This window comes from Sphingomonas mesophila (assembly GCF_003499275.1).
In the GTDB taxonomy this organism is placed as follows: domain Bacteria; phylum Pseudomonadota; class Alphaproteobacteria; order Sphingomonadales; family Sphingomonadaceae; genus Sphingomicrobium; species Sphingomicrobium mesophilum.
The window spans coordinates 220,883-240,195 of the sequence record NZ_QWDF01000001.1; the positions used below are offsets into that span (position 1 = coordinate 220,883).

Genomic DNA, 19,313 nt, shown 5'->3' on the forward strand with positions numbered 1-19,313 from the left:
CCACCGGCCAGGCGGCAGAACGACGCTCTTATCCACTGCCGGTAGGCCAAGGGCAGTCGCGATCGGCACCAGGGCCGCGCATGGATGGCCTGGCAACTCAAGAATGTTCGCACTGGCGCGCCGCCGGCTCCGTTCGTAACATTGCGTGGGCCGATTAAGCCCTTGAAGAGTTTCAGCTTCTCGTAGGCATGAACGCGAGCATGGTCCTGCGCCCTTCGACCAGGAGAGTAACCATGCGTAAGGCAATCGTCGCATTATTTGCGACCTCGATGGCGTTCGCCGTCGTTCCCGCTTCAGCCCAGACCAACAACGGATTGGTCGTCGTCGACCTGTCCGGAGCCAACGTCGAGCTGCTCAACAACCTCGCCCGCGATCTCAATCTCGAGATCAACAACAACAACATCGAGGCGCTGAAGAACATCAACGTCCAGGTGCCGATCGGCCTCGCCGCCGCGATTTGCGACGTCAACGCTAATGTTCTCGCCAGGCAGCGCAAGACCGAAGGCTCGACCTGCACCGCGCGGAACAATACCGCCGCGCTGACCCGCGCGGTCCGCGAAGCGCGCGCCAACTAGGGCGAGCGTTTGCCGGACGAAGGAAGGCGCTCGGCAACGGGCGCCTTTCCTTTGCAACCAACATCCGTAGACGAAGTGCGAATGATCACCGTCCACGGCATCCCCAATTGCGACAGCGTCAAGAAGGCGCGCGCCGCGCTCGGCGAGCATCGCTTCCGCGACTTCAAGAAAGAGCCGCCGACCGCTGGCGAGCTCGAACGCTGGGCCGATGCGGTGGGTTGGGAAGCATTGCTCAACCGGCGCGGGACGACTTTCCGCGGCCTCGCCGAGAGCGACAAGGCCGGCATCGACCGCGCCAAGGCGCTTGCGCTGATGCTGGCGCACCCCAGCCTGATCAAGCGGCCGGTGGTCGAGGACGGGTCCGGCGGGGTCACCGTCGGCCTTCCGCAAAAGCCTTGAAGCGGCCACTTTTTGACGCAAAAGCAGCGGCATGAGCGCCGCCACAACTCTCGACCTCGACCGCATCCGCGCCGCCGACGTGCGGCAGCAGCCCTATCCGTTCTTCGTCGTCGAGGGCGCGCTGCGCGCCGACGCCGCCGATCAGGTCGCGGCCGACTTCCCGGCGATCGACCGAGCCGGCGTCGTCAGCAGCCGCGACACAACGCCCGGCCCGGCCTTCGCCCGGCTGCTCGACGAGCTTGAGGGCGAAGACTTCCGCGCCGTCATCGCCGAGAAGATGGGCGTCGACCTCGCCGGGCTCGACACCAAGATCAACGTCCGCGGCCACGCCCGCAAGACCGACGGCAACATCCATACCGACACGCCGACCAAGGCGGTCACCGTGCTGCTCTACTTCAACCGCGACACCGAGGCGTCGGACACCGGCCTCAGGATCCTCAACAACAGCTGCGACCTCGACGATTACGCCGCCGAATGCCCGCCGCTGCTCGGCAACATGCTGGTGTTCAAGGTGACGCCCGACTGCTGGCACGGCCACAAGCCGTTCGAGGGCGAGCGCAAGTCGCTCCAGCTCAATTATCTGAGCGGGCTCGAGCGCACCAAGAAGCACGAGCGGGTGCGCCGCTTCTTCCGCCATCTCGGCCGCCGCGTCGGGCTCGACTAGCGGCACTGTTGCGAATCGCTCGCAACTAGCTAGAAAGGCGCGTGCCCCGCGTCGCCCCCGCCAAGCTCATCCTGTGGTTCGCGCTCGCGCTGCCCGCGCTGGCGATGGCGCTCGACTCGCTCGGCGCCAGCGAGCCGTGGCTGGCCGACTATGTCGCGGCGAGCGGCCTGTGGTCGGCGCGGCTGCTGATCCTCGCTTTGTGCCTCGCGCCGCTCGCGGCGCTGATCGGCCACCGCGCATGGCTCGCATGGCTGCTCCGCCACCGCCGCGCGATCGGCGTCGCGGCCTTCCTCTACACGCTGCTCCACCTCGCGCTTTACGTGCTCGAGATGGGCGCGGCGGCGGCGATCGTCGACGAGGCGCAGGCCCCGGCGATGGCCGCCGGCTGGCTCGCCGCCGCGGCGATGGCGGTGCCGGCGCTGATCAGCAGCGACGGTGCGATGCGCGCGCTCGGCTCGGGCTGGAAGCGGCTTCAGCGCTTCGCCTACCCCGCGGCGCTGCTGACCATCCTGCACTGGGCGCTGGTTCACGATGGGCTCAGCGAGGCCCTGCTTCATGTCGCTCCGCTGGCGCTGCTCCAGGCGGCGCGGCTGGCCAAGATGTTCACTACGCAAAGGATTTACGCATGAAACGATTGTTGATGCTAAGTGTCGTCGCCGCCGTCGGCCTCGCCGCCTCGCCCGCGGCCGCCACCGGCAAGATGAGCTGCGACGCGCCCAAGGCCAGCTGGAAGAGCATCGACGCGCTCCAGGGCAAGCTCAAGAAGGACGGCTGGAAGGTGCGCAAGGCCAAGGTCGATGGCGGCTGCTACGAGGTCTACGGCACCGATCCCAAGGGCCGCAGCGTCGAAGCCTATTTCCACCCGGTCAGCTTCAAGACCCTGCTCGTCTCCCGCCGCGGCCAGGTGCTGTTCAAGGCCAAGTGAGCGCCCGCGCGCCTGAACGCCCTTGTCAGTGGGCGTTCAGGCCGTGCGCGCTAGTCGGCGCGGCATGAAGAAACTCACCTTTTTTGCCCTCGCGGCGCTGGTCGCCGCCCCGGCCGCGGCCGATCCGCGCGAGGCGTCGCCCAACGACCCGACGTGTCGCGTCGGCGGCAAGCCGGCAGTGCTGGTGCGGGTCACCGGCCTCAAGAACGGCGCCGGCAAGGTCCGCGTCCAGGCCTATGGCGCGCGCGACTTCCTCAAGAAGGGCGCGTGGGCGGGCCGGGTCGACGTGCCGCTCGCCGGCCGCCGCGCGCTCGACATCTGCCTGCCGCTGCCCATTGCCGGAAGCTATGCGCTCGCCGTCCGCCACGACGCCAACGCCAACAAGAAATCCGACTGGAACGACGGCGCCGGCTTCTCCCGCAACCCGCGCCTCGGCCTCACCAGCAAGCCGAGCTTTACGGAAACCGCCATCAAGGTCGGCAACGCCCCGGCGCGGGTCAGCGTGGTGATGAACTACCGCCAGGGGTTGAAAGTCGGGCCCCGTAGCTGAGGCGGTCGCAACACGCGACAACCTTACTCGTCATGCCAGCGAAGGCGGAGCCGACTTCGAGGCTCCATCGGCACTCGTGCCGATGGAATGTCGGCGGAGGTTGGCATCCATGCCTCGCCATCAATGCGAAGAAGTTACGCATGGGCCCCAGCCTGCGCTGGGGCGACGAAATAGAAGGCTGCGCCTCCGGCGCCTACCGATACGCGATCAGCCGTCCGCCATCGGTCAGGATAAACAGCGTCGATCCGGCCACCACCGGCTGCATGCTGACGCTGTCGCCGGCGCCGGTCTGGCTCTGCACCGCGCCGGTCGCGGGGTCGATGTTGGTCAGCGTGCCGTTCGATCCGGCGACGATCAGCCGCCCGCCCGCAAGCACCGGCCCGGCATAGAAGATCGGCCCGCGCTTGCCGCCGACATCGCGCCAGCGGCGCAGCTCGGCGATCCAGCGGATCTTGCCCGAGGCGCGGTTCATCGCCACCACCTTGCCCTCGTCGGTCGCCACGAACACCCATTCGCCGGCCACCCACGGGGTCGAGATGCCGCCGACATTCTGCTCCCAGATGCGGTTGCCGCTGGTCAGCTCGAGCGCGACCATGCGTCCGCCCTTGCCCATCGCGAACACCTGGTTGCCGTCGATCACCGGGTCGGCGTCGACATCGCTCAGCGACGCGACGCTGGTCGACATCGTCGTGCGCTGGAGCGCGTCCTGCCACACCAGCCGGCCGTTCTCGTAACGGTAGGCGTTGAGCTCGCCCGACGAGAAGCCGGCGATCACCGTTCCGCGCGCCACCGCCGGCGCACCGGCGCCGAATACGCCGGCGATCTCGAGCGCCGCTGCGCTGGTCCAGTTGGTCGCCCCGTCGGCGGTCTTGAGCGAGAACAATTGGTTGTCCTGGCTGACGACATAGAGCGCGTCTCCGGCCACCGTCGGCGCTCCCCGCAGGGGGCCAGCGGGCTTCACCGTCCATGCCGCGGCGCCCGTCCCGGCGTCGAGCGCGGCGACATAGCCCAGGCCGTTGGTGGCGTAGACCCGGCCGTTGTCGAACGCGACTCCGCCGCCGTAGAGGATCTTGCGGTCCTTGCCGGCGTCGCCGAAGCGCGCGCTCCACACTTCGGCGCCGTTGCGCACGTCGAACGCGCGCACCGTGCCTTGCGTGTCAATGGTGTAGACCCGGCCGCCGCCGACCACCGGTCCGGTGACCAGCCGCGCGCCGCTATTGCTGCCTTCGCCGATGCGCGCCGTCCACGCGACCCCGAGCGCCGAGCCGAGCGCGGCATGGCCGACCGACTTGAACGCGTTGCCGCCCGACTGCGCCCAATCCTCATTGGCCACCGCCTCGGGCAGGACCATCGGCATCGCCGCGGTCTCCGGGTCGACCGCCAGCTCGACCGAATCGACCAGCACCGCGACCCGGTCGCCGACCACCGGGGTCTGCGGCTTGTCCTTCTTGAACGGGTTGCAGGCCGTGACCAGCGCCGAGGCGGCGAGCAGCAGGGCAAGATTGCGGATACGAAGCGACATAAAAAGAACTATCCTCTCGAAAGCTCGGGAATGGCCGCGGACGCATCGACTCCGAGCGTCCCGGCGATCTGCACGGCACGGCTCCGGATCGACACCGGGACGTCCTTATTGGCGGCGATCGCCGCGAACAGCCGTCCGGCCTCGGCCGTCTTGTTCTGCTTGATCAGCGCCATCGCGGTCATCTCGCCGGCGCTTCCGAACCACGCGCTCTCCGGCTTGGCGAGCGGCGCCAGGCGGGCGATCACCGCCGCCGGCGCGATCGTGTCGAACTCCAGCGCGGTCATTCGGATGGTGGCAAGGTCGCGCACCGGCTGGCCCTGGCCGTCATCCTCCGCCAGCGACTTATAGATGGCGATCGCGCCGCTCTTGTCGCCCTTCATCAGCGCGGCGGCGGCCTTGGTCAGCGCGGCCTGGGCGGCGATCCCCTCCGACGAGCTCTCGAGTAACGGGTCGAGCTTGGCGGCGGCGTTCGGCTGGCGCGTGCCGAGCCCTTCCATCGCCGCGACCAGCGCCTCGCTGTCGCGCGCCGCGGCCTCGGCCTGGCGGTTCTGCCAGTAGAGGAAGCCGGCCACCGCTCCGAGCAGCAGCAGCACCGCAGCGAGGATCAGCGGCAGGTTGTTCTTGACGAATTGTTCGGCCTGGTCGCGACGCAGATTCTCGTCGACTTCGCGCAGGAACGCCTCGTTGGTGTCCGAAGGTGGGCGAGCCAATGATACCTCGTTGAGCGAAGGAAGCGGTGCGGCCATGCTCCGTTCCCCCGCCTGAACGAAAGCTTGCCGCCGCCGCGTCTAGCCGCCGCCGCTACGAAAGGCAAAGGGGCGAGCCGCTCCTCCACACCCCTTCGGCGCAGGAAGGAGCTTAACCCTTCGGCCGATAGGTCTGCGCGTCGGTCGGAAACGCCCGCCCGCGCACCTCGTCGCGATAGAGCGCGGCGGCCGCGCCGATCTCGCTCGCCAGATCGGCATAGCGCTTCACGAACCGCGGCGTGCGCTCGAACAATCCGAGCATGTCCTCGGTCACCAGTACCTGGCCGTCGCACCGCGCCGAAGCGCCGATGCCGATGGTCGGCACGGCAATCGCGGCAGTGACCTCGTCGGCGATGGTCTCCATCACCCCTTCGACGACCACGCAGAACGCTCCGGCCTCGGCCACCGCGCACGCGTCACCGACGATCTTCTTCGCCTCCGCCTCGCTTTTGCCGCGCGCGCCATAGCCGCCGAGCGTGTTCACCGCCTGCGGGGTCAGCCCGACGTGGCCGATGACCGGGATCCCGCGCTGGGCGAGGAAGGCGATGGTCGGCGCCATCGCTTCGCCGCCCTCCAGCTTGACCGCCGCGCAGCCGGTTTCCTTCATCACCCGGCTGGCCGAAGCGAACGCCTGCTCGGGCGAGCCCTCATAGCTTCCGAACGGCATGTCGACCGCGACCAGCGCATGCCAGCTGCCGCGCACCACCGCCGCGCCGTGGGCGCACATCATCTCTAGCGTCACCGGAACCGTCGAGGGCAGGCCGTAGATCACCTGCCCCAGACTGTCCCCGACCAGCAGCATCTCGCAATGCGGGTCGAGCAATTGCGCCATGCGCATGGTGTAGGCGGTCAGCATCACCAGCGGCTCGGCGGTCGTCCCGTCGACCTTGCGCGCGCGGATCGCGGGCACCGTCATGCGCTTGCCCGGCACCGGCGAAGGAGTCGCCCGGCTGGTCGCGGTATCGATGGTGAAGGTCGACATGATCGCCGCCTTCTAGCCGCGGACCGCTAGCGGAGCCAGCCGCGCATCCGCGCCCGCCGCGCCAGGCTCCAGATCACGAAGCACACCACCAGGATGACGAACGGCAGCAGCAACAGGTCGCTCGACATCAGCCCGCGCAGCTCGGGCACCAGCAGCAGTCCCGAGAATTGCACCACCACTGCGATCAGCGACACCAGCAGCAGCGGCTCGGCAAGCTTGCGCCGCATCGCCAGCAGCACCGCTCCAGCCAGTCCGACCCACACCGCGATGGCATAGGCGCCGGTCACCCACGCCGGGGTCGCGTCCCAGATCGCCCGCTGGTCGACCGGAAGCGCGGCCGGGTCGACCCGCACCTGCATCAGATACATCGCGCAGCCGAGGATTTCCCATGCCACGGCGGCCAGCGCGGCGGGCAGGAACCAGCCTGGCCGCTCGGAAGTGCGTTCGTCGATCATCTTGTCTCTCCCCCACGTCGCGGCCGCCAGATTGAGCCGCCGCGCCGCGCCGCGCAAGGGGGCCGCCATTGACCGCGCGCCATTGACCAAGCGGGAGCGGGCGGGCAGGGCGCGCGCCATGCCGCTTCCCACCGTCGCCATCGTCGGCCGGCCCAATGTCGGCAAGTCGACCCTGTTCAACCGCCTCGTCGGCAAGCGCGTCGCGCTGGTCGACGACCGCCCCGGCGTGACCCGCGACCGCCGCGAGGGCGAGGGCGAGTTGCTCGGGCTCAAGTTCAAGGTGATCGACACGGCGGGGTTCGAAGACGAGGACAAGGTCACCTTGCCCGGCCGCATGCGGGTCCAGACCGAGGCCGCTGTGCGCTCCGCCGACGTCGCTTTGTTCCTGATCGACGCGCGCGAGGGCCTGACCCCGCTCGACGAGGAGATCGGCCGCTGGCTGCGCGCCGAGCGCACCCCGGTGATCGTCGCCGCCAACAAGGCCGAGGGCCGCTCGGGCGAGACCGGCCGGCTCGAGGCGTTCGCGCTCGGCTTCGGCGAGCCGTTCGCGCTGTCGGCCGAGCATGGCGAGGGGCTGGTCGACCTGTTCGAGGCGCTGCGCCCGCACATCGAGCGCGAAGACGGTGAGCAGGAGGACGAGTCCGGTCTCGACGACGACGAACGCCCGCTCGGCCCGCTCAAGCTGGCCATCGTCGGCCGCCCCAACGCCGGCAAGTCGACGCTGGTCAACCGCATGCTCGGCGAGGAGCGGATGATCACCGGTCCGGAAGCCGGGATCACCCGCGACAGCATCTCGATCGACTGGCAGTGGCAGGCCAGGGACGGAACGCTCCGCGACGTCACGCTGGTCGACACCGCCGGCCTCAGGAAACGCGCCAAGGTCGACGACAAGCTCGAGAAATTGAGCGTCGCCGACACCCGCCGCGCGATCGACATGGCCGAGGTCGTCGTCCTCTTGCTCGACGCCACCCGCGGGCTCGAGGTGCAGGACCTCAAGATCGCCTCCCAGGTGCTCGACGAGGGCCGCGCCCTCATGATCGCGCTCAACAAATGGGACGTCGCCGAGAACGCCTCGAGCCTGTTCAACGGGGTCAAGGCGGCGCTCGAGGAAGGGCTCAGCCAGTTGAAGGGCGTCACCGTGCTGACCGTCAGCGCCGCGACCGGCAAGGGCATCGACCAGCTGATCGGCGCGGCGTTCGAGCTGCGCGAGGCGTGGAGCCTGCGCGTCGGCACCGGCGAGCTCAACCGCTGGTTCGCCCGCGCGATCGAGGCCAATCCCCCGCCCGCGCCCGGCGGCAAGCGCATCAAATTACGCTACATCACCCAGGTGAAGTCGCGCCCGCCGACCTTCGTCATCTTCGGCAACCGCCTCGACGAGCTGCCCGCCAGCTACGAGCGCTATCTGCTCAATTCGATGCGCCGCGACCTCGGCATCGGCCCGGTCCCGCTGCGCCTCAACCTGCGCTCGTCCAAGAACCCGTTCGCCGACAAGAGCGCTTAAAGCCAATCTTTACCCTTGGCGTGCGACACCGTTGGCGTGGAACCGCGCCTGCCCGGCGCCGACGGAGAACGGATTTGGACGACGCCAGCCTGGTCGATTGGGTATTCTTCGAGCGTTCGCGCGCCGAGCTCGGCCCCGGCTTCATCCGCATCCTCGGCTATTTCCGCGAGGACGGCGAGAAGAGCGTCGCCGCGATCGAGCAGGCGATGCGCGATCAGGATACCGTCGCTTTGGTCATTCCCGCCCACACGCTCAAGGGCGAGTCGCGCCAGTTCGGCGCCGAGCCGCTGGCCGAGATCGCCGAGAAGATCGAGACCGTCGCCCGCTCGTGCATCGAAACCCACCGCTTCCCCGACGAGCTGATCCCCGACGTCGTCGCGCTCAGGAAGATGTTCGCCCGAACCATTACCTTGTTCGACCAGGCGACCAACCCCCTGCTCACCCGCGCCGCGCCAGCCGCCTTCGGCCGCAAGGTCGCCAACCAGGAATTCGGCCGGATCTGACCCTTCGCTCCTCCCTATGCGCAGCATGGGGAGGTGGCGCGCCGAAGCGTCAGCGAAGGCGTGACGGAGGGGTCACGTTTTGCCCCCGCCGCATCGGCTCCACCCGCCCGCGCGCCAAACTGCGCCACAGCCACTCCAGCGGCCCGTAGCGATAGCGCTCGAGCCACGGCTTCGACCAGGCCAGCATGAGCGCCCACATGCCGATCACGAACAGCCACAGCGCCGCTCGCCCGACCTCGCCGAACAGGCCCAGCCCATAGCCGTAGAAGATCGTCGTCATCACCGCCGAGGTGGCGAGGTAATTGGTGAACGCCATCCGCCCCGCCGCCGCCACCCGCGCCTTCAGCGCCGGAGCGCCGCCGCTCTTCAGCCACAGGATGATCGCCGCCGCCCAGCCGAGCGCGAGCAGCAGGTCGAACGGCTGCGACAGGCCGGCGAAAGCGGTGAAGACGATCGCCGAATCGAACCCCGACGACCATTGCCACCAGGCCATCAGCGCCAGCGGCGGAAGCGCGCCGACCGCCGCCAGAACCGCCCATTTGCGATAGCGCTCCGAGCTCCATTCGCCGGTCAGGAAGCCGACCCGGAACAGCGCCATGCCGATCATCATCAGCCCGACCGTCTCGAACCCCAGTCCGACCAGCGCGGTGAAAGGCTGGAATGTCCGCTCCTCGATCCGGTCGGCCGCGATCGTGCGATAGTCGCTTTGGTAAAGCTCCAGGTCGGCCGGGATCTTCTTGCTCGTCGCGCCGACTTCCTGCTCGAGGGTGTTGCGCGCCTCATAGAGCTCGCTCGCGGCGTGCGGCGGAAGGCTCGGCGACCCGGCCATCATCGCCGACCAGCCGACCAAGGCGAAGAAGGCGTTCGACAGCAGGAACATCGTCAGCCCCCAGCCGACCAGCTTGCGCACCCCCACGCCGCGCAGCCAGTACACCAGCATCCCGCACATCGCGTACAGCGCCAGGATGTCGCCCCACCACAGCAGATAGAAGTGCGCGAGGCCGATCGCCAGCAGCACCGCCATGCGCGCAAAATGGGCCCGCGCCCCGCTCCCGCCGGCGGCGGTCGCGCGCTCGATCACCAGCAGCGTCGAGGCCCCGAACAGGATCGAGAACAGCGAGCGCATCTTGCTGTCGAAGACGACGAAATTGACCGCCCAGCTGACAAGGTCGGCCGGCCCGGTCCCGCCCCACGCCGCCGGATTGGGATAGGCGGGGTAGGGCAGTGCGAACGCCGCGATGTTCATCGTCAAAATGCCCATCACCGCGATCCCGCGGACCACGTCGAGCGAGACGATGCGCTGGTCGGTGTCGGTGTCGATGCTGCCCAAAGTCGTCCCCCTTGCGTCTGCGGGGGTGTCCTAACTCGCTAAGACAGTCGCGGCCAAGTCAATTCGACCGGCCGACGAACGGCTATTCCTTCGCCGGTTCGCTCTGCAGCTGGACGTAGTTCGGCAGGCCCATGGCACGGATCATGTCGAACTGGGTCTCGATGAAGTCGACGTGGCCTTCCTCGTCGCGCAGCACCTCGGCGAACAGGTCGCGGCTGACGTAATCCTTGACGCTTTCGCAATAGGCCACGCCGGCCTTGTACATTTCGACCGCCTCGAGCTCGGCGGCCAGGTCGGCCTTGAGGATCTCCTCGACGCTTTCGCCGATCCGCAGCGGGTTCAGCGCCTGCATGTTGGGGAAGCCGTCGAGGAACAGGATGCGGTCGGTGAACCGGTCCGCATGCTTCATCTCGTCGATCGATTCGTGCCGCTCGTATTCGGCCAGCTTGGTGACGCCCCAATTGTCGAGCAGCCGGTAGTGGAGCCAGTACTGGTTGATCGCGGTCAGCTCCGCCTTGAGCGCCTCGTTCAAGAGCTCGATGACCTTGGGATCGCCCTTCATGCGCCGTCTCCTTGGGCCACAGCCCTAGGCGCATGACGGCGGGTTGGAAAGCGGAAAATCGGCGGAAAAGTCAGAAAAATCTGCGAATGCGAGTCACTCGCAACCGCGCGCGATCAGGCCGCCTGCTGGTCGACCGTGTCCGGATTGGTCAGCGCCTGCTCGACGATCTCCTCGGCCAGCTCGCGGCAGCCGCCGCACTCGAACTCGCAGCCCATCGCCGCATAGGCCGCCTCGGCGTCCCGGCACCCACGCCCCGCCGCCGCCCGAATATCGGCCGCCCGAATCACATTGCAGGAGCAGATGATCATCCAAGCAAAATAGCGATAATGAGAACCATTCGCAAGTGGGACGGGCTAGGCGCGCCGCCGCATCAGCTTGAGGCCGGACCAGGTCGCGTCGATCGCGCAGACCTTCACGTCGACCAGGCCCATCGGCAGGCAGACATCGCGAATCACGTCCTCGGTGACATCGGTCGCGACCTTCGCCGCCTTTTTCGGCCAGCTGACCCAGATGAAGCCACCCGGGGACAGCAAGGGCATCAGGCGGTGGAGCCACGACTCCAGCGCTCCGCGGCCGGTGACGAAGACGTGGGCAGCGTCGAGCGGAGCCGTTGGTTCGCGCAGCATGGTGACCGTCGCGTCCTCATCGGCAAGTCCGGCGCGGATCTCATCGGCGACGGAGTCGGGCACGCCATCCCAGAACAGCCGCATGCCAGTCTTGAGGCTGAGCTTGCGCGCCAGCGGAGTCCCCGAATAGCCGGCGCTCGCGGTCACAGCTCGTTCGACATCAGTGCCGGGAAAAAACCCTCGTGCGCGGCGCGCAGGTCGGAGAGGGGGATCTGCCAATGCGCCGCTTCCAAATTCCCACCACCGACGGTGCCAATCACCTTCGCTAATATGCCCGCGTCTGAAGCTTCAGCAAGTAGTTGGTCGGCGTCAGCGGTCGTGACAACATAGCATCCTTGGTCCTCACTGAAGAGGTCGAGGGCATTGATCATCCCTCCGAACTTAGCTCCAAATCCCCCCGCCAAGGCCATTTCCGCCAAAGCCACGATAAGTCCGCCGTCGCTGATGTCGTGTACTGCCGTTGCCTGACCTCTGCCGATGACCTTCCGAATGAATTCACCATGGCGACGTTCTTCAGCCAGATCGACCCGCGGCGGTTCTCCGTCTGTGCGGCCATAGATTTCGCGAAGCCAAATTGACTGTCCGCAAGCTCCCCAAGGGTCGCCGATCAAGACAATGTCCTCACCCTCACCCTTGAACCCGATCGTCGCGCTCTTCCGCCAATCCTCGAGCAGCCCAACTCCGCCGATCGCCGGCGTCGGCAAAATCGCGCTCCCGCCACCGGTCGCCTTGCTCTCGTTATACAGGCTCACATTCCCGCTCACGATCGGGAAGTCCAAGGCCCGGCACGCATCGCCCATGCCGCGCAGCGCCTCGACCAGTTGCGCCATGATCTCGGGCCGCTGGGGGTTGCCGAAGTTGAGGCAATTGGTCACCGCCAGCGGACGCGCCCCGACGGCGCACAGGTTTCGATAAGCCTCTGCGATCGCCTGCTTGCCGCCCTCATAGGGGTCGGCATAGACGTAGCGCGGGGTGCAGTCGGTGGTCATCGCCAGCGCTTTGTCGGTGCCATGAACCCGCACCACCGCCGCGTCGCCGCCGGGCTTCTGCACCGTGTCGGCGCCGACCTGGCTGTCGTATTGCTCCCAAATCCAGCGCCGCGAGGCGAGGTTGGGCGAGGCCATCAGCTTCAAGAGATCCGCGGCGATGTCCGTGCTCTCGGGCAGGTCCTCGAGCGGCCTCACCTGCGCCCACGCCTTATATTCGTCGAGCGTGAGGTGCGGCCGGTCATATTCCGGCGCATCGTCGGCGAGCGGTCCAAGCGGGATGTCGCACACCACGTCGCCGCGCCATTCGAGCACCATCCGCCCGGTGCCGGTGACTTCGCCGATCACCGCGAAGTCGAGCTCCCACTTGCGGAAGATCGCCTCGGCCTCGGCCTCGCGGCCGGGCTTCAGCACCATCAGCATCCGCTCCTGCGATTCCGACAGCATCATCTCATAGGGCGTCATGCCCGCCTCGCGCTGCGGCACGCGGTCCATGACGAGCTTGATCCCGGCGCCGCCCTTGGACGCCATCTCGACGCTCGACGAGGTGAGGCCGGCCGCGCCCATGTCCTGGATCGCCACGATCGCGTCGGTCGCCATCAGCTCGAGGCACGCCTCGATCAGCAATTTTTCGGTGAACGGGTCGCCGACCTGGACCGTCGGGCGCTTTTCGTCGCTATTCTCGTCGAAGTCGGCGCTGGCCATGGTCGCGCCGTGGATTCCGTCGCGGCCGGTCTTGCTTCCGACATAGACGATCGGATTGCCGAGCCCGGTCGCGGCCGAGTAAAAAATCTTGTCCTGCTTGGCGACCCCGACGGTCATTGCGTTGACCAGGATGTTGCCGTCGTAGGCAGCGTCGAAATTGACCTCGCCGCCGACCGTCGGAACGCCGACGCAATTGCCGTAGCCGCCGATTCCGCTGACCACGCCGCCGATTAAATGCCGCATCTTGGGGTGGTCGGGCCGCCCGAAGCGCAGCGCGTTGAGGTTGGCGATCGGCCGCGCGCCCATGGTGAACACGTCGCGCAGGATCCCGCCGACGCCCGTCGCCGCGCCCTGGTAGGGCTCGATGTACGAGGGGTGGTTGTGGCTCTCCATCTTGAAGATGGCGGCGTCGCCGTCCCCGATGTCGATCACCCCGGCGTTCTCGCCCGGGCCGCAGATCACCCACGGCGCCTCGGTCGGCAGCTTCTTGAGGTGGCGGCGCGAGCTTTTGTAGGAGCAATGCTCCGACCACATCACCGAGAAGATGCCGAGCTCGACCAGGTTCGGCGCGCGCCCGAGCGCAGCCAGGATGCGCTGATATTCCTCATCGCTGAGCCCATGCTCGGCGACCATCTCGGGCGTGATTTCGGCAGTGGCGGCGGTCATGGCGCGGCCAGTAAGCGGGGCGGTTGCGGGAGTAAATCCCGATCCCTTCGCTCGTCCTGAGCGCAGGCCGAAGGCCGAAGTCGAAGGGCGCCCTTCGACTACGCGCGTTGCGCTCCGCTCAGGACGAGCGGATCAGTTTGTTAGCGCTTGCAGCTCTTGCCGTTGTAGGTGACGCTGGTCGCCTGCGGGTCGCCCGTCAGCGTCGCGCCCTCGGCGGCATAGTCGCCGTCGGCCGCGGCCTGGGTGACGATCGTGCCGGTCCCGCCCTCGGGCGTCACCAGCGCGCTGTTGACCGTGCCGTCGCTCTTCCAGTCGACCGCGATCACGCTGTTGTCGCCGCAGCGATACTTGTGGCTGGCGACGATCGACGGCGGCAGCTTGACGTTGGCGATGGCGTTGGCCTCGGCCGCGGCATTGGCGGCGGCGGCTTCTTCGGCGGAGGTCTGGTTGCAGCCGGCGAGCGCGGCGGCAGCGAGAGCGAGCAGGGGCAGGATGTGCTTCATGGCGGCGCGCTTTCGGGCCCGCACCGGCCTTCGTCAAGCGCGATCATTGCATTGCCCCGCCGCGGTGCATAGTCTTGGGCCATGAGTGGGGAGGAGCCGGTTCACCGGCAACGCATCAGGATCGGGCTGACCGGGCTGGCCGTGGTGTTCCTGCTCGTGATGATCGGCGCCGCGATCACCCGCTACAGCAGCGAGCCCGACGCGGCCAATGCCGCGCTCGCCGCCAATGCCGAGAGCGAGCCCAACGATCCGCTCGCCGAGATCGGCGCTGCGCCCGGCGACAGCAGCGCGGCCGGCGACAACCAGCAGTCCAACAGCCAGTGAAGGCCGCGCTGGCGGCGCTCGCGCTGGTCGTGCTCGCCGCCTGCGCCAGGGCGGCGCCCGAGAAACGCGACATTCACCTGCTCACCTCGCTGCCGCTGCTGTTCGGCGAGCAATTCTCGCTCGAGACGGAGGCGCCGCCGATCGTCGCCCACCTCGAGCGCCGCTTCCGCCTCACCGCCGTCGACCTGCCGAGCCAGCTGCCGCCGAATGCGACCCTCCTGATGGTCCAGCCGCGCGCGCTGCCCGCCGAGGAGCTGGTCGCGCTCGACCGCTGGGTCCGCTCGGGCGGCCGCCTCCTCCTCCTCGCCGACCCGCGCCTCGAATGGCCGAGCGAGCGCCCGCTCGGCGACCCGCTGCGCCCGCCGCCGATGTTTCCCGACACCGGCCTCCTCGCCCACTGGGGCCTCACCCTCGACTTGCCCGACGCGCCCGGCCCGGCCGAGCGCGGCGGCGTGCGCTACATCTCGCCAGGCGCGCTGATCGCCGCCAACCGCCAGTGCGCGGTAACAACGCAGACCGTCGCGCGCTGCCGCCTCGGTTCCGGCCGGGCGATCGTCGTCGCCGATGCCGACTGGCTCAGTCGAGACCTCGCTGGCACCGCATTCGACGCCAATGCCGCGCAACTCGACTCCCTGATCGACTCGCTCGCGCGCTAGCCGAGTCGCCGCGCGTCCACCCCCGCGCACAGACTTATCCACAAGCCTGCCACCAAGAACAAGTCGAGAACAGTTGCGCAAATTTGTTGCCCCGGCGCCGCACTTTCCCAAGGAGAACGGTCCATTTCCCACTAAATCCCATGAAATGGCATCGAAATCCATTGTGTCCCCAGTCCGCTTGAGTTACCAACACTGCCGGCGCGGGGCGATCCTCACCTTTGACGGAAGGACGCGGGCGGACGGCGATGCCGTGCACCCTGTGAACGGGAAAGCCGTGCGCCGCCCGGGGAGTACAAAGGGTGGCACTCGAGCATCTGTTTCAGGGAAGCGCGCTGAACGCGGTCGACGCCAAGGGCCGCGTCTCCGTTCCCGCTTTCCTGCGCTCGGTGATCGAACGGCGCGGGGACGCGCGCACCATCGTCCTCGCCAAGCACGAAGTGTTCCCCGCGCTCTCCGCCTACGACCCCGCTTATGCCGCGCTCAAATATGCCAAGCTCGAGCGCCTCGCCGAAAAGGAAGAGACCGCCGCCTCGAGCGAGCTCGACTATGCCCGCCGCGCGCTGATGGCGTTCGGCGCGACCGAGGAAGTGCCCTACGACAGTTCGGGCCGGATTCTCCTTCCGCCGATGATGCGCCGCAAGGGCGGACTCGAAGACCTGGCTCTGTTCATCGGCGCCGGCGAGACCTTCCAGATCTGGAACCCGCGCCACTTCCTCGATGACCCGAATGTCCCCGAGGACATGAAGGACATCGCCCGTTTCCGCCTTGAGGAGAGGGGGGTGGCGCAATGACCGCCGTGTCCCAGCCCCAGGCGGCACATGTCCCGGTGTTGATCGACCAGGTGATCGCCAGTCTCTCCATCCAATCCGGCGAAGCTCATGTCGACGGCACCTTCGGAGCAGGCGGCTATTCGCGCGCCATGCTCGGGGCGGGGGCGGGACGAGTGATCGCCTTCGATCGTGATCCTGACGCGATCGAACAGGGCGCATCGCTCGTCCCGGACCCCAGATTGACGCTCATCCACGAACGCTTCTCCAACATGGATCGCGCGCTCGAAGAGCGCGGCCTCGCGCCGGTCGACGGCGTCGCGCTCGATATCGGCGTCAGCTCGATGCAGCTCGACCAGGCCGACCGCGGCTTCGCCTTCTCCAGCGACGGCCCGCTCGACATGCGCATGAGCCGCGCCGGCGAGACCGCCGCCGACTTCCTCAATTCCGCCGACGAGGCCGAGATCGCGCGCGTACTGAGGGACTATGGCGAGGAGCCGCGCGCCCGCGCCGTCGCCCGCGCCATCGTCGCCGCCCGCCCGCTGACCCATACCGCCGAGCTCGCCGCAATCGTCCGCAAGACGCTCGGCCACCACAAGGGCATGAAGAGCGATCCCGCGACCCGCACCTTCCAGGCGATCCGCATTCATTTGAACGCCGAGCTCGACGAGCTCGAGGCGGGTCTGCGCGCCGCCGAGCGCGTGCTTCGCCCCGGCGGCCGCCTCGCGGTGGTCACCTTCCACAGCCTCGAGGATCGCATCGTCAAGCGCTTCCTCAAGGATCGCAGCGGCGCCACGCCCTCGGGCTCGCGCCATCTGCCCGAAGTGAAGCGCGGCCCGCCGCCGAGCTTCGCCAAAGTCATGAAGCCGGTCTCGCCGAGCGAGGACGAGCTTCGATCGAACCCGCGCGCGCGCTCGGCACGCCTGCGAACGGCAGTGCGCACCGATGCGCCCGCGTGGGACCAGCAAGCACAGGGAGGCGTGCGATGAGCGGCCGTGGTTTCGGGTCTCTGGTGATGGCGGCCAGCGTCGCCGGGGCGGCGCTCGGCTGCTACCTGGTGTCGCTGAACGTCGCGTCCGAACGCGCGCAACTCGAATCGGTCGAGGCCGAGATCGTCGACACCCAGCGCCAGATCCGCGTGCTCCAGACCGAGATCGGCACCCGCGGCCGGCTCGCCCAGCTCGAGCGGTGGAACGCCAATTTCATTCGCCTCAGCGCGCCGTCGGCCGACCAGATCCTCGAAGGCAGCTTCCAGCTCGCCTCGATGGTCCGCCCGCCGGCCAAGCACACGCTCGACGCGCCGATGGTGCTCGCGTCCGCGCCCGAGGCCGAGCGCGCCGCGCCGCAACTCGACAGCGACGGCGCTCCGGTCGCCACCCAGCCGGCGCCGCGCGCCGCCGACTCCGCGCCGCGCGCTGCCCGCCCCGACCAGTTGCTGCACGTCGCCAATTACGCGCTTCCGGATCGCTCGGCGAAGACCAAGGTCGAGCCCAAGGCCAAGGAAGCAGCGAAGGATTCGGGTCCGGCCAAGGCCAAGCCGGCCGCCAAGCCGAAACTCGCCTCGTCCGATCCGCTCGCGCCCTTGCCCGGCGCCAGGGACAAGACGCCGGCCAAGTCCGCCGCCAAGCCCGCCACCGCCAAAGATTCCGCCACGCCGCAATGAACGCGCCATCGCCCGGCCTCGCCACCCGCCCGGATCGCTTGAGGCTGGTCGGCCAGCGCCAGAAGGTGCTGGCGGTGATGCATCAGCGGCTGATGATCGGCATGCTGGTCTATGCCGGCATCATCGCCATCGTCGCGCTCAGGATCATCTATCTCGCGCTGTTCGGCGATCATGCCGGGCGCCAGTCGGCGGTTACCACTTTGGTTCCGGCGCGCGGCGACATCGTCGACCGCGAAGGCCAGATGCTCGCCCGCTCGATCGACGCGTGGAGCATCGCGCTCCATCCCTCCAAGGTCATCGGCAACAAGCTCGATCTCGCCCGCGCACTGGCGCGGATCATGCCGGAGCGGGACGAGGCGGCCTATTATGCCATGCTCCGCTCGGACAAGACCTTCTTCTACCTCCGCCGCCGGGCCGCGCCGGACGTGGTCGAAGCGATCAACGCATTGGGCGAGCCCGGCCTCGGCCTCGACCGCGAGCCCGACCGGCTTTACCCGCAGACCAGCCTTGCCGCGCATGTCCTGGGCTACACCGACACCGACGGCCACGGCACGGCCGGGATCGAGCGCGCGTTCGACAAGCAGCTGAGCGATCCCGCCACCCGCGGCACTCCGGTCGTGCTGTCGATTTCCAGCCGGATCCAGCAGGCGCTCGAACATGAGCTGCTCGACGCCAAGACCCGTTTCTCGGCGATCGGCGCGGCCGGCGTCATCATGGACATCCACACCGGCGAGGTGCTGGCGATGACCAGCCTGCCGCAGCTCAATCCCAACATCGCCGGCCAGGGCTCGCTCGAGGCGCGCTTCAACCGCGCCACGCTCGGAGTCTATGAGCTCGGCTCGACGTTCAAGGCGTTCACCGTCGCCATGGGATTGGATTCGGGCGTCGTGAAATCGGTCGGCCAGATGTATCCGTGCCCCGGCCAGCTCAACGTCTCGGGTCGCTCGATCGGCGACACCCACCCGTTCAACCGCGCCTGCTCGGTGGCCGAAATCATGCAGGAAAGCTCGAACGTCGGCACCGCCCAGATCGCCGACCAGGTCGGCGCGGCGCGGATCAAGCAGTTCCTGGGCAACATGGGCTTCCTTGCGCCGCTCCAGACCGAGTTGCCCGAGCGTGGCCGGACGCTGGCCCCGCGCGACTGGAGCCGGACCGACGTCATGACCGTCGGCTTCGGCCACTCGATCGCCATCACCCCGTTGCACCTTGCGACCGGCTATGCGGCGCTGATGAACGGCGGCATCTACCGCCCCGCAACCCTGCTCAAGGTCGACCGCACCCACCCCGCGCCCAAGGGCCGCCGGGTGTTCTCGGAAGACACCAGCTACAAGATGCGCTCCTTGCTTCGCCTCGTCGTCACCCACGGCACCGGCAAGAAGGCCGACGCCCCGGGCTACCGCGTCGGCGGCAAGACCGGCACCGCCGACAAGGCGGTCGGCGGCGGCTATTCGCACAGCCGGGTGATCACCAATTTCGCCGGCGTGTTCCCGGTCGACGAGCCGCGCTACGTGATGGTGGTGATGCTCGACGAGCCGCAGGCGACCGCCGAATCGATGGGCTTCCGTTATGCGGGCTGGAACGTCGCGCCGGTGGTGTCTAAGACGATCAGCAGGATCGCGCCGATGCTCGGCGTCCGCCCCGACAAGAAACGTGATGCGAACATGTCCGAAGTCCTGCCCCATATCCGCGCGAAAGACTGACCC

The 19,313-nt window shown here is 68.1% G+C and carries 24 protein-coding genes; 14 read left to right on the forward strand and 10 right to left on the reverse strand.

All coding sequences use genetic code 11. From position 1 onward, the window contains the following. The first annotated feature begins 233 nt into the window (after nucleotides 1-233). The 6 genes from D0Z60_RS01105 to D0Z60_RS01130 all read left to right on the forward strand — a co-directional run bounded on the left by D0Z60_RS01105 (nucleotide 234) and on the right by D0Z60_RS01130 (nucleotide 3,113). Complete coding sequence (locus tag D0Z60_RS01105) at nucleotides 234-575, forward strand: hypothetical protein (RefSeq protein ID WP_162888019.1); 342 nt, start codon at nucleotides 234-236, stop codon at nucleotides 573-575. Nucleotides 576-656: 81 nt separating this feature from the next. Continuing rightward, a complete protein-coding gene (locus D0Z60_RS01110; protein ID WP_118856259.1) occupies nucleotides 657-974 on the forward strand; it encodes an arsenate reductase in 318 nt (105 codons plus the stop codon). A gap of 31 nt (nucleotides 975-1,005) precedes the next feature. Continuing rightward, nucleotides 1,006-1,638: a 2OG-Fe(II) oxygenase gene (locus D0Z60_RS01115; protein ID WP_118856261.1), complete on the forward strand. Its 633-nt coding sequence runs from the start codon at nucleotides 1,006-1,008 to the stop codon at nucleotides 1,636-1,638. Nucleotides 1,639-1,679: 41 nt separating this feature from the next. Further along, complete coding sequence (locus tag D0Z60_RS01120; RefSeq protein ID WP_118856263.1) at nucleotides 1,680-2,267, forward strand: ferric reductase-like transmembrane domain-containing protein; 588 nt, start codon at nucleotides 1,680-1,682, stop codon at nucleotides 2,265-2,267. Further along, complete coding sequence (locus D0Z60_RS01125; RefSeq protein WP_240325492.1) at nucleotides 2,264-2,563, forward strand: PepSY domain-containing protein; 300 nt, start codon at nucleotides 2,264-2,266, stop codon at nucleotides 2,561-2,563. Before D0Z60_RS01120 ends, D0Z60_RS01125 begins: the two co-directional genes overlap by 4 nt. A 64-nt stretch (nucleotides 2,564-2,627) precedes the next feature. Continuing rightward, nucleotides 2,628-3,113, forward strand: a complete 486-nt coding sequence (locus D0Z60_RS01130; protein ID WP_118856265.1) for a DUF2141 domain-containing protein — start codon at nucleotides 2,628-2,630, stop codon at nucleotides 3,111-3,113. A gap of 193 nt (nucleotides 3,114-3,306) precedes the next feature. On the opposite strand, the gene D0Z60_RS01135 is transcribed toward D0Z60_RS01130, so the two are convergent. From D0Z60_RS01135 to D0Z60_RS01150, 4 genes are all read right to left on the reverse strand, one after another. After that, a complete protein-coding gene (locus D0Z60_RS01135; protein ID WP_118856267.1) occupies nucleotides 3,307-4,635 on the reverse strand; it encodes an outer membrane protein assembly factor BamB family protein in 1,329 nt (442 codons plus the stop codon). 8 nt (nucleotides 4,636-4,643) lie between these two features. Further along, entirely contained in the window at nucleotides 4,644-5,381 is a 738-nt protein-coding gene (locus tag D0Z60_RS01140) for a tetratricopeptide repeat protein (RefSeq protein WP_240325493.1), read from the reverse strand. A 112-nt stretch (nucleotides 5,382-5,493) separates the two neighbouring features. After that, complete coding sequence (gene panB, locus D0Z60_RS01145) at nucleotides 5,494-6,363, reverse strand: 3-methyl-2-oxobutanoate hydroxymethyltransferase (protein WP_420822773.1); 870 nt, start codon at nucleotides 6,361-6,363, stop codon at nucleotides 5,494-5,496. A gap of 26 nt (nucleotides 6,364-6,389) precedes the next feature. Beyond that, on the reverse strand, nucleotides 6,390-6,887 hold the full coding sequence (locus D0Z60_RS01150) for a hypothetical protein (protein WP_162888020.1): 498 nt from the start codon (nucleotides 6,885-6,887) through the stop codon (nucleotides 6,390-6,392). A 49-nt stretch (nucleotides 6,888-6,936) separates the two neighbouring features. Here D0Z60_RS01150 and der point away from each other — a divergent pair, with 49 nt between their 5' ends. Both der and D0Z60_RS01160 read left to right on the forward strand, forming a co-directional pair. Further along, nucleotides 6,937-8,319 (forward strand): ribosome biogenesis GTPase Der, encoded by a 1,383-nt coding sequence (der, locus tag D0Z60_RS01155; protein ID WP_118856272.1) that lies wholly within the window; start codon nucleotides 6,937-6,939, stop codon nucleotides 8,317-8,319. A gap of 74 nt (nucleotides 8,320-8,393) precedes the next feature. Beyond that, nucleotides 8,394-8,822: an Hpt domain-containing protein gene (locus tag D0Z60_RS01160; protein WP_240325494.1), complete on the forward strand. Its 429-nt coding sequence runs from the start codon at nucleotides 8,394-8,396 to the stop codon at nucleotides 8,820-8,822. A 49-nt stretch (nucleotides 8,823-8,871) separates the two neighbouring features. Here D0Z60_RS01160 and D0Z60_RS01165 read toward each other — a convergent pair whose 3' ends face one another. The 6 genes from D0Z60_RS01165 to D0Z60_RS01190 form a co-directional block, all read right to left on the reverse strand. Further along, a complete protein-coding gene (locus D0Z60_RS01165; protein WP_240325495.1) occupies nucleotides 8,872-10,152 on the reverse strand; it encodes a DUF418 domain-containing protein in 1,281 nt (426 codons plus the stop codon). Nucleotides 10,153-10,234: 82 nt separating this feature from the next. Beyond that, nucleotides 10,235-10,714, reverse strand: a complete 480-nt coding sequence (gene bfr / locus D0Z60_RS01170) for a bacterioferritin (RefSeq protein ID WP_118856274.1) — start codon at nucleotides 10,712-10,714, stop codon at nucleotides 10,235-10,237. A 113-nt stretch (nucleotides 10,715-10,827) separates the two neighbouring features. Continuing rightward, nucleotides 10,828-11,022, reverse strand: a complete 195-nt coding sequence (locus D0Z60_RS01175) for a (2Fe-2S)-binding protein (RefSeq protein ID WP_118856276.1) — start codon at nucleotides 11,020-11,022, stop codon at nucleotides 10,828-10,830. A 45-nt stretch (nucleotides 11,023-11,067) separates the two neighbouring features. Beyond that, complete coding sequence (locus tag D0Z60_RS01180) at nucleotides 11,068-11,487, reverse strand: DUF3052 domain-containing protein (RefSeq protein WP_240325496.1); 420 nt, start codon at nucleotides 11,485-11,487, stop codon at nucleotides 11,068-11,070. Beyond that, nucleotides 11,484-13,697: a phosphoribosylformylglycinamidine synthase subunit PurL gene (purL, locus tag D0Z60_RS01185; RefSeq protein WP_118856278.1), complete on the reverse strand. Its 2,214-nt coding sequence runs from the start codon at nucleotides 13,695-13,697 to the stop codon at nucleotides 11,484-11,486. Before purL ends, D0Z60_RS01180 begins: the two co-directional genes overlap by 4 nt. 140 nt (nucleotides 13,698-13,837) lie before the next feature. After that, the gene (locus D0Z60_RS01190; RefSeq protein ID WP_118856280.1) at nucleotides 13,838-14,200 is read right to left on the reverse strand and encodes a hypothetical protein; all 363 of its coding nucleotides are present in this window, start codon (nucleotides 14,198-14,200) and stop codon (nucleotides 13,838-13,840) included. A gap of 81 nt (nucleotides 14,201-14,281) precedes the next feature. Between D0Z60_RS01190 and D0Z60_RS01195 the strand changes: the two genes are divergently transcribed. The 6 genes from D0Z60_RS01195 to D0Z60_RS01220 all read left to right on the forward strand — a co-directional run bounded on the left by D0Z60_RS01195 (nucleotide 14,282) and on the right by D0Z60_RS01220 (nucleotide 19,310). Then, complete coding sequence (locus D0Z60_RS01195) at nucleotides 14,282-14,524, forward strand: hypothetical protein (RefSeq protein WP_118856282.1); 243 nt, start codon at nucleotides 14,282-14,284, stop codon at nucleotides 14,522-14,524. Beyond that, complete coding sequence (locus D0Z60_RS01200; protein WP_118856284.1) at nucleotides 14,521-15,180, forward strand: DUF4350 domain-containing protein; 660 nt, start codon at nucleotides 14,521-14,523, stop codon at nucleotides 15,178-15,180. Before D0Z60_RS01195 ends, D0Z60_RS01200 begins: the two co-directional genes overlap by 4 nt. Before the next feature lie 299 nt (nucleotides 15,181-15,479). Further along, on the forward strand, nucleotides 15,480-15,971 hold the full coding sequence (locus D0Z60_RS01205) for a division/cell wall cluster transcriptional repressor MraZ (RefSeq protein ID WP_118856285.1): 492 nt from the start codon (nucleotides 15,480-15,482) through the stop codon (nucleotides 15,969-15,971). After that, complete coding sequence (gene rsmH, locus D0Z60_RS01210; protein WP_118856287.1) at nucleotides 15,968-16,936, forward strand: 16S rRNA (cytosine(1402)-N(4))-methyltransferase RsmH; 969 nt, start codon at nucleotides 15,968-15,970, stop codon at nucleotides 16,934-16,936. Before D0Z60_RS01205 ends, rsmH begins: the two co-directional genes overlap by 4 nt. Then, nucleotides 16,933-17,610, forward strand: coding sequence for a hypothetical protein (locus D0Z60_RS01215; RefSeq protein WP_162888021.1), 678 nt, complete (start codon nucleotides 16,933-16,935; stop codon nucleotides 17,608-17,610). Before rsmH ends, D0Z60_RS01215 begins: the two co-directional genes overlap by 4 nt. Next, nucleotides 17,607-19,310, forward strand: a complete 1,704-nt coding sequence (locus D0Z60_RS01220) for a peptidoglycan D,D-transpeptidase FtsI family protein (protein WP_118856295.1) — start codon at nucleotides 17,607-17,609, stop codon at nucleotides 19,308-19,310. Before D0Z60_RS01215 ends, D0Z60_RS01220 begins: the two co-directional genes overlap by 4 nt. Nucleotides 19,311-19,313: the final 3 nt, after the last annotated feature.